11 protein-coding genes are annotated in these 11,617 nt (G+C 55.8%); 10 read left to right on the forward strand and 1 reads right to left on the reverse strand.

Annotation, left to right across the window (positions count from 1 at the left end; translation table 11 throughout):
• The first annotated feature begins 160 nt into the window (after positions 1–160).
• Both ACFSO0_RS12745 and galU read left to right on the forward strand, forming a co-directional pair.
• Positions 161–1,921 carry a phospho-sugar mutase gene (locus ACFSO0_RS12745; RefSeq protein WP_376880794.1) on the forward strand — a complete coding sequence of 587 codons (1,761 nt, stop codon included), beginning with the start codon at positions 161–163 and terminating at the stop codon, positions 1,919–1,921.
• 14 nt (positions 1,922–1,935) lie between these two features.
• Entirely contained in the window at positions 1,936–2,832 is an 897-nt protein-coding gene (galU, locus tag ACFSO0_RS12750; RefSeq protein WP_376880797.1) for a UTP--glucose-1-phosphate uridylyltransferase GalU, read from the forward strand.
• Positions 2,833–2,838: 6 nt separating this feature from the next.
• Here galU and ACFSO0_RS12755 read toward each other — a convergent pair whose 3' ends face one another.
• Positions 2,839–3,168: a helix-turn-helix domain-containing protein gene (locus ACFSO0_RS12755; protein ID WP_376881066.1), complete on the reverse strand. Its 330-nt coding sequence runs from the start codon at positions 3,166–3,168 to the stop codon at positions 2,839–2,841.
• Between the two features lie 118 nt (positions 3,169–3,286).
• On the opposite strand from ACFSO0_RS12755, the gene ACFSO0_RS12760 reads away from it, so the two are divergent.
• The 8 genes from ACFSO0_RS12760 to ACFSO0_RS12795 all read left to right on the forward strand — a co-directional run bounded on the left by ACFSO0_RS12760 (position 3,287) and on the right by ACFSO0_RS12795 (position 11,604).
• Positions 3,287–3,430: an anti-repressor SinI family protein gene (locus ACFSO0_RS12760; protein ID WP_376880799.1), complete on the forward strand. Its 144-nt coding sequence runs from the start codon at positions 3,287–3,289 to the stop codon at positions 3,428–3,430.
• A gap of 223 nt (positions 3,431–3,653) precedes the next feature.
• Complete coding sequence (locus ACFSO0_RS12765; RefSeq protein ID WP_376880802.1) at positions 3,654–4,826, forward strand: glycosyltransferase family 4 protein; 1,173 nt, start codon at positions 3,654–3,656, stop codon at positions 4,824–4,826.
• Positions 4,823–5,587, forward strand: a complete 765-nt coding sequence (locus ACFSO0_RS12770) for a glycosyltransferase family 2 protein (protein WP_376880804.1) — start codon at positions 4,823–4,825, stop codon at positions 5,585–5,587. Before ACFSO0_RS12765 ends, ACFSO0_RS12770 begins: the two co-directional genes overlap by 4 nt.
• A 19-nt stretch (positions 5,588–5,606) precedes the next feature.
• Complete coding sequence (locus ACFSO0_RS12775; RefSeq protein WP_376880806.1) at positions 5,607–6,953, forward strand: UDP-glucose dehydrogenase family protein; 1,347 nt, start codon at positions 5,607–5,609, stop codon at positions 6,951–6,953.
• Positions 6,950–7,882 carry an NAD-dependent epimerase/dehydratase family protein gene (locus tag ACFSO0_RS12780; protein ID WP_376880808.1) on the forward strand — a complete coding sequence of 311 codons (933 nt, stop codon included), beginning with the start codon at positions 6,950–6,952 and terminating at the stop codon, positions 7,880–7,882. Before ACFSO0_RS12775 ends, ACFSO0_RS12780 begins: the two co-directional genes overlap by 4 nt.
• A gap of 28 nt (positions 7,883–7,910) precedes the next feature.
• A complete protein-coding gene (locus ACFSO0_RS12785; RefSeq protein WP_376880811.1) occupies positions 7,911–9,320 on the forward strand; it encodes a sugar transferase in 1,410 nt (469 codons plus the stop codon).
• A gap of 25 nt (positions 9,321–9,345) precedes the next feature.
• Positions 9,346–10,716 carry a sugar phosphate nucleotidyltransferase gene (locus ACFSO0_RS12790; protein ID WP_376880813.1) on the forward strand — a complete coding sequence of 457 codons (1,371 nt, stop codon included), beginning with the start codon at positions 9,346–9,348 and terminating at the stop codon, positions 10,714–10,716.
• Between the two features lie 228 nt (positions 10,717–10,944).
• The gene (locus ACFSO0_RS12795; protein WP_376880815.1) at positions 10,945–11,604 is read left to right on the forward strand and encodes a YveK family protein; all 660 of its coding nucleotides are present in this window, start codon (positions 10,945–10,947) and stop codon (positions 11,602–11,604) included.
• Positions 11,605–11,617 lie beyond the last annotated feature (13 nt).

The raw sequence follows: 11,617 nt of genomic DNA on the forward strand, positions 1-11,617 counted from the left end.
AAGGTGCTCATTTTTCGCGAATTGTTCTTGCCAAACGACAAATTAAGTCTATTGTCAGCCAAATAGGCGTATTGTAGTATAAGCCTATCCGCCGAACCTCCCTGTGCTGCCTGCGATCGCAAGGATAACACGGGATGACGTGATTGTAGGAGGGACTTTCATGTTCGAGAGGAACGACAAAGCAGCTTTCGGCTCTGGAGCGATGGAAGAGTATTCGCGCTGGCTTGCTCACCAAGGCATGCCGGCTGACCTCCTGGAGGAGCTGGAGCAGATCCGCTCCAGCCGCGAACAGATCGAGGACCGCTTCGAGAAAGACCTGGAATTCGGAACGGGAGGGATGAGGGGGATCATCGGGGCGGGAAGGAACCGGCTCAACGTCTATACGGTCCGAAAAGCTGCCCTGGGAATCGCCCGTTTCCTCCAAAAGAAAGGGAAACCGGCAATGAAACAAGGCGTTGCCATCGCCTACGACTCACGGAAATACTCCAAAGAGTTTGCGCATGAAATGGCGGCTCTTTTGGCTCATTCAGAAATAACGGTATACTTGTTTGCTGCAATTGCTCCGACTCCACTGCTCTCCTTTGCCATTCGCCATCTGCATGCCTCCGCAGGTATCGTGCTCACAGCCAGCCACAATCCACCAGAATACAACGGGATCAAAGTTTACAACCGACACGGCGGTCAAATAACGGAACAGGACGCACAGGACATTTACACAGAAATGCAGCAGCTCGGCGACCCGCTCCTGATTGCTCCGCAGCCTCCAGAGGGCGCTGCCCGGAACATCATCCTGATCGGAGAAGAGGTCATTTTGGCGTACAGCGAGCAGGTGCTGAAGCTTTTGCGCCAGCGGCCGCTGCTGGAAAAAGAGGGCCACTTGCTGTCCATCGTTTATACGCCGCTGCACGGAACCGGGTACAAAATCGTTCCCGACCTGCTGGCGAAAGCGGGCTTCACCCGCGTCCGGCTCGTGGAACAGCAAGCCGTGCCTGATCCGCGCTTTCCCACCGTCCGATCGCCAAACCCCGAAGAGCGGGAAGCGTTTGTACAGGCGTTGCAATTGGCCGAGCAGACGCAGGCCGACCTGATCATGGCGACCGACCCGGATGCCGACCGGCTGGGCGTGCTCGTCCGGACAGATACCGGCTACGAGAGGTTAAACGGCAATCAGCTAGGGGCGCTGCTCCTGTACTATTTGCTGCAGTCGTCAGCGGCAAATGGCGAGCGCATCCACAACGGCCTCATGCTCAAGACGATCGTCACCTCGGATCTCGGGGAAAAAATCGCGCGCACCTTTGGCGTCCGGACGGAAAATACGCTCACCGGCTTCAAATACATCGGCGAGAAGATCGAGGAGTGCTGCACGAGTGGGCCGCATACATTTGTCTTCGGTTACGAAGAAAGCTACGGCTATTTGGCGGGAGATTTTGTGCGGGACAAAGACGCGGTGCAAATAGCGGTGCTGGTGGCGGAAATGGCCCTGTTTTACCGGAAGCAGGGCAGAGATCTGTTCGCCGTGCTGGAGGAGATTTACGGCAAGTACGGCTATTTTTGCGAAGCGCTGCAATCGCTGACGATTGCGGGCAAGGAAGGGCGCGAGCAGATGGAAAAATGCATGGCCATGCTGCGGACGAACCCGCCTGGACAGATCGCGGGCTATGCGGTTCTGCAGGTCGAGGATTACGAGCGCCAGGTGCTGACCGTCGCCTTGACAAGGCAGATGAAGCCGCTCACGCTCCCGAAATCGAATGTACTGAAATTCGTTCTGGAGGACGGATCGTGGCTGGCTGTGCGCCCGTCAGGAACGGAGCCGAAGATGAAGGTATACGTTAGCAGCTGTTCGCCGAACTCCCGCGAGGAAGCGGAAGCCAAGCTGGTTCGTCTGCAGGGAGCATTGACAGACTTGATCCGGTTTTTCTAGGAGGTAGTGGGAACGTGGCTCATTCATCCATCAAAAAGGCAATTATCCCGGCGGCAGGGCTGGGGACGCGCTTCTTGCCTGCGACCAAGGCGATGCCCAAGGAAATGCTGCCGATCGTCGATAAGCCGACCATCCAATACATCGTGGAAGAAGCGGTGGAAGCGGGAATTGAAGACATCATCATCGTGACGGGAAAAGGAAAGCGGGCAATCGAGGATCATTTTGACTCTGCGTTCGAGCTGGAACAAAATTTGCTGGAAAAGCAAAAGCTCGACCTGCTGGATCGCGTCCGCCAATCGGCGAAAATCGCCAACATCCATTACATCCGGCAAAAGGAACCGCTCGGGCTTGGGCATGCCATTTGGTGTGCGCGAAGATTCGTCGGGAATGAGCCATTCGCTGTGCTGCTGGGAGACGACATCGTCTGCGCGAAGGTGCCGTGCATCCGGCAGTTATCTGAAATATTCGACAAAAAAAGGTGCTCGGTCATCGGCGTGCAGGAAGTGCCGGACGAATACATATCGAGGTATGGGGTCATCGATCCGATCGCTGGAGAGGGCGGCCTGTATCAGGTACGGGCATTTGTGGAGAAGCCGCGAAGAGGGACGGCCCCGTCCAATCTGGCTATCATGGGGCGGTATGTACTCACACCGGATATATTTGCCATCCTGGAGCGGCAAGAGACGGGAGCGGGAGGCGAGATCCAGCTGACGGACGCAATTCAACGGCTGAACGAACAGCAGACCGTGCTCGCTTATCAGTTCGAGGGAGTTCGATACGATGTCGGGGATAAGCTGGGGTATATCACGACCACGATCGAGTTCGCCATGAGAAATGATGAATTGCGCACGCCGCTTTTGCACTATCTGGAAAATTGGATGCAAGGACAGACGATCACGCAAGAGACGTGACGACGGCTACTCCTTGTTTTGCGCCAGCTTCCATTTCTGGAACTCCAGAAATCCGCGAAATTCTTCTTTGCTGACTCCTGATCTCATCGCTTCCAGAACCAATTGGCTCCACTCATCATCGAGATTTTGTTCGGTCAACGGTTCTTTCTCGATCAGCACGTTTATGGGAACGTCAAGCACTTGGGCGATTTTTTCTATAAATTGCAGAGAAGGATTGGATTGAATGTCTCGCTCAATGGAGCTTAAGTAAGATTTGGCCACGCCTGCCCGCTCAGCGAGTTGCGACAGGGATAAGCCCTTTTCTTTTCGCAGGTGTTTGATTCGCGTTCCAATCATCGGAAGAATCATCCTTTTACTTTGCTGATTCTACCATTATAGCAGGTAGGAAACCTTTTGCCCAATCGTGAAAAATCACGGATTTCGTTGAAAGCCAGGGGAAAGGAGCAGAAGATACATGCATGCAAAAGCTGTTGCCGCAGAAGAAATGGACCATGAGTGGCTGGAATTGATCCTGGAGGCAAAAAAAATCGGGATCTCGCTGGAGGATATTCGCGAGTTTCTCGTGGCGGCGTCCAGCGGTGCGAGAGCCGGGCTGTAAACAGACGACCGGGGGAAAGCCGCAGGGAACCGGGCTGATTGTACTATTTTTGTTCTTTTTTAAGAACAAACGTGAAAAAGTAAAGGAAAGCGCAGGAAAATGGGTGAAACGGATAAAAACGGCGGAATTAGCCGTTTTTGTTTTGGCTTTTAGGCGCATATACTTAGGAATATAGTTCTTTATAAAGAACGAACATAAGGAAGAAGGTGGGCGTAGATAGGGGATGGGAGCAGCGACGAAGGTTTGTATTTTTGCGCCGGTACACGCGCACACCGATGTCCGGGTGTATCAAAAGGAAGCGAAAACGATTGCGAGGGCAGGCTACCCGGTCGTGCTGTTGGCCAGGGTGGCAGAGGAGCAGGCGGAGGAGCAATCGCGCGGGCAGCTCGCAATCGAGAGTGTGCCAAGGTACAAAAACCGGCTGCAGCGATTTCTGCTCCAGCCGCTGATGTTGACAAAAATTTTGCGGACAAGAGCGGCGATCATTCATCTGCACAACCCCGACACGCTCTTGCTCGGTTTCTTCCTGAAACTGCTGGGGAAGACGGTCATCTACGATACACACGAAGATTTTACCCAGCGAATCCAGATGCGTGAATGGATTCCCGGCATGCTGCGCACCTGCATCGCAGGGGCGGTCGGGAAGCTGGAGGCGTGGGCCGGGAGAGTGTTTGATGCAGCGATTGCCACCCAGCCAGACGTCGCTGCCCGATTGGGGCAAAAGAGCGTCGTGATCGAGAATGCCCCGATTGCAGCAGGGGAGCTGATCGAGCGGGCGTACGCACACAGCCTGTCGCTCCCGAAGCCGCACGAGTTTCGCGTGATCTACGCAGGGACGATCGGCCGCTCCCGTGGACTGTTGGAGATGGTCAAGGCAATGGAGTACGTCAACGAGCTGTTCCCTGCCCGGCTGTGGCTGATCGGCCCCGTGCACAATCCGGAAGGCCTGGAGGAAGCGAAGGCGCAGAACGGCTGGAAGTACGTGGATGCGCTGGGCAGCATGCCGCAGGAACGCGCTTTTGCCTACATGATCCGGGCGGACGCGGGGCTGATTACCATTCGCAACATCGGAGACCACGCCAAGACGAGCCCGAACAAAATATTCGAGTACATGCGGTTTGGCATTCCGTTTATCGCCAGCAATTTTGCGGCATGGAGGGAAAAAGTGGGGCAGGTCGAAGCCGGGGTGTTCGTAAACGAGAACGATCCGCAGGAGATCGCCCGGGCCTTGGCGATGCTGCACGATCTTCCGCAGCTGGCCAGGGAGATGGGGGAAAGAGGGAGGCAATTCACGCTGAACGAGTACAACTGGGAAAAAGAGTCAGAAAAGTTAATCAGCCTGTACCAATCGCTGACCAGCCAAGGCCAGCCGCTTGTGAGAGGTGTCGCGCCATGACGCAATCCCATCCTTTGGTGTCTGTGATCACACCTGCCTATAACGCTGCCCGATTCATCCGGGCGACGATCGAGTCGGTGAAAAGCCAGACGTACCCGCACTGGGAGCTGATCCTGATCGATGACTGCTCCCGGGACGAGACAGTCGACTTGATCCGGCAAGAGTTCGGCGACCCGCGCATCCGGCTGATCGAGCTTACTTGCAACAGCGGCGCAGCCGTAGCCCGGAATACGGGCATCCAGGCAGCGCGGGGCAAGTACATCGCCTTTCTGGACAGCGATGACCTGTGGCTGCCGGAAAAGCTGGAACGGCAGGTCGCCTTCATGCAGGAGCGGGATATCGCCTTTTCGTTTACCCAGTATCGCATCATAGGGGAGAACGGGCCCGGTGCCCGGCACGTCGTCCCGATCCCGGAGCAGATTGATTATACCGGCTTGCTGAAAAACACGATCATCGGCTGCCTGACTGTCATGCTGGACAGGGAAAAGCTGGGGACAGTCCAGATGCCGAACCTGCGCACGCGGCAGGATACGGCGCTGTGGCTGCAGATTCTAAGGCAGGGGCATACCGCGTACGGCCTTCAGGAGGTGCTTGCCGAATACCGCAAAGTGGATGGCTCGATCTCCAGCAACAAATGGAAGGCCGCACATCAGACATGGAGGCTGTACCGGGACATCGAAGGGCTGAATATCGCCCGCGCATCATGGTGCTTCGTCCACTACGGATGGAATGCGTGGAAAAAAAGCGTGAGCTGGACTTGACGGGAAAGGGACGAACGAGATGAAAATTGCCATCGTCGGAACAGGGTACGTCGGACTTGTGACAGGCGTATGCCTGGCAGAAATCGGCCACTGCGTGACGTGCGTGGACATCGATCACGGAAAAATCGGACAACTGCAGGCGGGGCGCGTTCCCTTCTTCGAGCCTGGGCTGGCCGAATTGCTGGAAAAACAACAGCAAAGGGAGCGACTCTCGTTTACGGTCAGCCACGCTGACGCCTTCGCGCGGGCCGAGGTGATCTTCCTTGCAGTCGGCACGCCGCAGGGAGCAGACGGGATGCCGGACTTGCGCGCGCTTACGGAAGCGGCTTGTGCGATCGGGCGGTACGTGCGGCAGGATGTGCTCGTCGTCGTGAAGAGTACGGTGCCGGTGGGGACTACCCATTCCTTGCAGTCCCTGATCGCGGGCCAGCTGGCGCATCCGGTGAAGGTGAGGTTCGCTGCCAATCCGGAGTTTTTGCGGGAAGGCTCTGCCGTGTATGATACGTTCCACGGCGACCGAATCGTCATCGGCACGGAGGAGGGAGAAGCGGCGCGCATGCTTGAGGAGGTGTACCGGCCGCTGTCTATTCCCATCCTGCACACTGACATTCGCAGCGCGGAGATGATCAAATACGCGTCCAATGCCTTTCTGGCTGCAAAGATCAGCTTTATCAATGAAATCGCCAACTTGTGCGAGCGGCTGGGGGCAACCATCGAGGATGTCGCCCGGGGAATGGGCATGGATCAGCGCATCGGCGAAAAGTTTTTGCGGGCAGGCATCGGCTATGGCGGCTCCTGCTTCCCCAAGGACGTCAAGGCGCTGCTGAAGATGGCGGAGCGATCCGGCTACAGCTTCTCCATTCTGCAGGCGGTCGAACAGGTCAATGGCAGGCAGCAGCTTCTGCTCATCGAGAAGGCGGCCAAACGCTGGGGCGACTTGCGGGGAAAACGGATGGCGCTTTTGGGGCTTGCCTTCAAGCCGGACACGGACGACATGCGGGAAGCACCTTCCCTTGTGGTCGCCAGAGCCTTGCTGGAACGCGGGGCGCAGGTTGCGGCCTACGATCCGGTCAGCATGGGCAACGCTCGCACGCTTCTGCCGGGGCAAGTCCAATTCGCCGCGAGTGCCGAAGCGGCGCTGGAAGGCGCAGATGCCGCATTCGTGCTGACGGAATGGGAGGAGTTCACCCGCCCTGCCTTTGCCAGGCAACTGCAGAGGATGAAGGCAAAGGTCGTGTTCGACGGAAGGAACTGCCTGGATGCGTCTGTCATGCGGGAACAGGGCGTGGAGTATTACCCGATCGGCAGAGGAGAGGTCAGTGAGCCTGTATTGACAAGTATCCACGAAAAAAGGAGAGAACGATGAAAGTACTAGTGACGGGCGGTGCCGGTTTTATCGGTTCCCACATTGTCGATCAACTCGTCGCACAGCAGCAGCAAGTCGTCGTCGTAGACAATCTGTCGACAGGAAAAAAAAGTCGGGTTCACCCGTCCGCAGCGTTTTATCTGTGCGATATTACGAGCCCGGAGCTGCAGGCGGTGTTCGCACAGGAAAAGCCGGATGCCGTCATTCATCAGGCCGCGCAAATTGACGTCCGGCACTCGATGGCCTCGCCGCTGCACGACGCGATGGTCAACATCATCGGGACGCTTCGGCTGCTGGAGTGCGCGGTCCGGTATCAGGTTCAAAAGTTTATTTACGCCTCCTCGGCAGCCATCTACGGTGTGCCCAGCGCCGCCGTCATCGATGAAACCCACCAGCCGCTCCCTCTTTCCTGCTACGGCATCTCCAAATTCACTCCCGAGCATTACATCCGCGTCCTGTCCGAGCAGAGCAGCCTTGATTACACGATCCTGCGCTATGCCAACGTGTACGGCGAACGCCAGGAGCTGGCAGGGGAGGGGGGAGTGATTATTCGCTTCATCCAAAATATGCTGCAGAATACCCCGCCGGGCATATACGGTGACGGGCAGCAGACGAGAGACTTCATCCATGTGGGGGACGTCGCTGCCGCCAATGTGGCGGCCCTGCGCTACGGAACGCGGGAGGTGCTCAATGTATCCACGAGCCAGGCCCTGAGCATCAACGACCTGGTGACGCTGCTGAACGAAATGATGTCCCTGCACATCGAGCCGGTCTACCTGCCTGCCCGGGAAGGAGATATTCGCCACAGCTGCCTAAGCAACGACAGGACAAGGGAGATCCTGCAGTGGGAGCCACAGGTCACTTTGCACCGGGGATTGCACCAGACGATCGAATATGTACGGAGCGCGATGTCCATCGTCAGCGGATGATTTTTTGGAAAAAACGCAGGAGGGACCTATGGGTGGCAACTCGTTGAAGCTTCGCCTGTTTTTGCTGGCACTACTCGATGCAGGATTGTTGAACGCATGCTATGTGATTTCCTTTCTTTTCCGTTTCTCGCTTGATGTTCCCTTTCGCAATGTGCAGCCGTACCTGACGCTGTTTCCATGGATTTCGATCTTTTGCTTCGTCGCGTTTTACATGTTTGACCTGTACTCCAACTGGAAGCGCAAAAGCCTGCACCATCTCCTCTACACCATTTTCCTCGCCGTGCTGCTGGTCATGGTCCTGACCATGTCGCTGACGTATTTGGGCAAAGGCTTTTCCTTTCCGCGCAGCGTGATCCTCTTTGCGACGTTTTTGCAGATGCTCGTGCTGGGGGCAAGCCGTGCCTTTCTTTGGCATCTGGGGCGGAAGCGGCACGGCAGCAAGAAGGTGCTCGTCGTGGGCACCACCCTCGAGAGCGGCGTGTCGCTGGCAGAGAAATGCATGAACCACTCCAGGGGCTGGTTTATCATCCACGGCTTCCTGCCTGCCCACAACAGGCGATTGCTGCACAAAAAAATGCCGGAGGTCGACGTCGTTCTGGTCGGCCCCAGCCTGAATCGGGAAGACAAGGCGGAGATCATCAGTCTGTGTATCAAGCAAGGGAAGGAAGTGCTGGTCGTACCGGAAATGGTCGAGCTGCTCGCCATCGAATCCGAACCGCAGCAAATCGACGATCTGCTCGTGCTGTCGATCCAGCCGCCGCGGCTGGTGCCGGGAAAATGGCTGATGAAGCGCTGCTTTGACATTCTCGTATCGTCTTTCATGCTCATCCTGCTGTCGCCCGTCATGCTGGTGCTGTACGTGCTCATCAAACTGACCTCGCCGGGTCCTGCGATCTTCAAGCAGGAGCGTCTGGGCGAAGGCGGGCGTTCCTATTTGATCTACAAGTTCCGCAGCATGGTGGCAGATGCGGAGAGCAGGACCGGACCGGTTCTGGCCACCGCTCACGACCCGCGAATCACTCCGATCGGCAAATGGATGCGCGCCACCCGCCTGGACGAAATTCCCCAGCTGCTCAACGTGCTCAAAGGAGAAATGAGCCTCGTCGGGCCGCGGCCGGAGCGCCCTTTTTTCATTCGGCAATTCCAGGAAAGCATCCCGGATTACGCTTACCGCTTGTCCGTCAAGCCGGGGATCACTGGCCTGGCTCAAGTGTTGGCCAATTACAGCACGAAGGTGGAAGACAAACTCCGCTTTGATATTTTGTACGTCAAGTCGTACTCGTTCGTGCTCGACATCAAAATTTTGCTCCAGACCATACGCGTCGTCTTGCAGAGAGGACAGGCGGCCGGGGTGAGCGATGACAATGACGAGAACAAACAAAAGCTTTTGCGGCTCTTCGGCTATTACGACAGGGCAAATACGGCGAATAACGAGTGAAAACGGATGAACGGAGGATGTGCCCATGAAGCTGATTTTGTTGTCGGGCGGTTCAGGAAAGAGATTGTGGCCTTTGTCCAACGATGCCAGGTCCAAGCAATTTCTGCGGCTTCTGCACAATGAGCAGGGCGAGCCGGAGTCGATGATCCAGCGCATCTGGCGGCAGCTGCAAGCAGCAGGTTTGCAGGAAGACGCATTGATTACGACCGGCAGCTCGCAGGTCGACATGATCACGAGCCAGATCGGCAGCGACGTCGAGCTGCTGGTCGAGCCAGAGCGGAGAGACACCTTTCCTGCGATCGCACTCGCGGCTGTCTATTTGTACGCCCGAAAGGAAATCAGCATGCAGGAAGTGTGCGTGGTTGTTCCGGTCGACGCCTTCGTGGAGGACGCTTTTTTTGAAAAGCTGAAGGAACTAAAAGCCGTTCTGGAAGATTCGCACTCGGAGTTGGCGCTGATCGGGGTGAAGCCTTCCTACCCGTCGGAAAAGTACGGCTATATCGTTCCGGAGCAGCCACAGGGGAACAAGCCGTATCGCCGTGTACGCCGCTTTACGGAAAAGCCGACACAGGCGGCGGCACGCCAGCTCATCGCAGAGCAGGCGCTGTGGAATTGCGGCGTGTTTGCCTTCCGCCTGGAGACGATGATCGCCAGGCTGATCGAAAGAGGCATTCCCATTCACTACGAGGAGCTGCGCAGGCAGTACCAGTCGCTGCCCAAGATCAGCTTCGATTATGAAATTACGGAAAAAACGAGCAGGATCGTCGTGCTTCCGTACGAAGGGAGCTGGAGCGATCTCGGAACGTGGAATACGCTGACCGATCAAATGAAAGATTGCCAGATCGGAAAAGGTCTGGTGGACGCAAGCTCCCCATCTACGCACCTGGTCAATGAGCTGGACATTCCCGTCGTCGTCATGGGCCTGTCCAACGCGATCGTGGCAGCCAGCCCGGACGGCATCCTGATTTCCGAAAAATCGGTGAGCCACCACGTAAAAGAGCTGGTCAAGGACATTGCGACCCGGCCGAAGTTCGAGGAGCGCCGATGGGGCTGGTACAGAGTGCTGGACCATGACCAATCCGTGGAAGGCAGAGAGGTGCTGACCAAGCGGATCGGGGTCGCGGCAGGCAAAAACTTGAGCTATCAGCTTCACTACATGCGCAGCGAAGTGTGGACGATCATCCGGGGCGAGGGAATCTTTTGCCTGAACGACAAAATCTCCCATGTAAAGGCAGGTGACGTCCTCACCATTCCCGCCGAAGCGAAGCATGCGATCAAGGCGATCACCGATCTGGAGTTCATCGAGGTACAGACGGGGAAATCGCTGGTGGAAGAAGATATTATCCGGATTTATATGACATGGGATGAGATCGAAAAAAATGGTGTCTGGGTATGAGGAGAGCGCCGGGCATTGCCTGGGAAATGTATGTCCGGATCATTCTTCATAAAGAACGATGCTGCTTTGTAAGACGAAGCGGGAGAATATTGTCAAAATAAGGAGGGATATAGCGGAATCATGTGCATAATCACGAATGTGTGATGATTCCATTTTCCCAAAAGATAGAGTAAACTAAAAGAAATGTTCTGTAAAAAGAACATTCACGTTGCACGTCCGGGAGGGCATATGAGAGTACGCGAGCTGTTTGACATGATCTGGCGGCGATTCTGGATTGTCATTGTCTTCACCACGGTTGTCACCTCTGGCATCGGCATTTACAGCTACTGGTACATGACTCCAATCTACGGAGCGACTGTAGAACTGCTCGTGATGCCGAACCCTGCAAACGGTGACGAGCAGGCAAGAGAGATTGATTATAACGACATTCAAACGAGCATCAAGCTGATGGACACGTACCAGGTCATCATCAAGAGTCCACGCGTGCTTGAAAAGGCGATGATTGCGATGAAACTGCGGATGTCTCCGACAGAACTGGACAGCAAAATCACCGTCAAGCCCGTAAAATCATCCCAGGTGATCGAACTTACGGTTCGAGACCCGTCGCCAGTGACTGCAGTGGAGATCGCCAACACGTTGTCCCGCATTTCCGTGGAAGAGATCAAGGACATCATGAAGATCGACAACATACAGGTAATTTCGGAAGCAAAGGCATCGGATAATCCCAATCCCGTCTCTCCAAGACCGCTATTAAACATCGTCATGGCGTTCGTCATTGGATTTTTCCTTTCCATTGCTTTTGTGCTCTTGTACGATTCTTACGCCCTGTACAAAAAATCCAGGATTTTGCAAAAGCAGCGGGTCATAAGCAAATCTGCCCTTGGATAAAGGAGAGGTCCCT

Origin of the sequence: Brevibacillus sp. GCM10020057 (assembly GCF_042683565.1) — a bacterium.
In the GTDB taxonomy this organism is placed as follows: Bacteria; Bacillota; Bacilli; order Brevibacillales; family Brevibacillaceae; genus Brevibacillus.

Coding starts and splice junctions, on each gene's coding strand:
- ACFSO0_RS12745 (WP_376880794.1), top strand. CDS start 161: ATGTTCGAGAGGAACGACAAAGCAGCTTTCGGCTCTGGAGCGATGGAA.
- ACFSO0_RS12755 (WP_376881066.1), bottom strand. CDS start 3,168: ATGATTGGAACGCGAATCAAACACCTGCGAAAAGAAAAGGGCTTATCC.
- ACFSO0_RS12760 (WP_376880799.1), top strand. CDS start 3,287: ATGCATGCAAAAGCTGTTGCCGCAGAAGAAATGGACCATGAGTGGCTG.
- ACFSO0_RS12765 (WP_376880802.1), top strand. CDS start 3,654: ATGGGAGCAGCGACGAAGGTTTGTATTTTTGCGCCGGTACACGCGCAC.
- ACFSO0_RS12770 (WP_376880804.1), top strand. CDS start 4,823: ATGACGCAATCCCATCCTTTGGTGTCTGTGATCACACCTGCCTATAAC.
- ACFSO0_RS12775 (WP_376880806.1), top strand. CDS start 5,607: ATGAAAATTGCCATCGTCGGAACAGGGTACGTCGGACTTGTGACAGGC.
- ACFSO0_RS12780 (WP_376880808.1), top strand. CDS start 6,950: ATGAAAGTACTAGTGACGGGCGGTGCCGGTTTTATCGGTTCCCACATT.
- ACFSO0_RS12785 (WP_376880811.1), top strand. CDS start 7,911: ATGGGTGGCAACTCGTTGAAGCTTCGCCTGTTTTTGCTGGCACTACTC.
- ACFSO0_RS12790 (WP_376880813.1), top strand. CDS start 9,346: ATGAAGCTGATTTTGTTGTCGGGCGGTTCAGGAAAGAGATTGTGGCCT.
- ACFSO0_RS12795 (WP_376880815.1), top strand. CDS start 10,945: ATGAGAGTACGCGAGCTGTTTGACATGATCTGGCGGCGATTCTGGATT.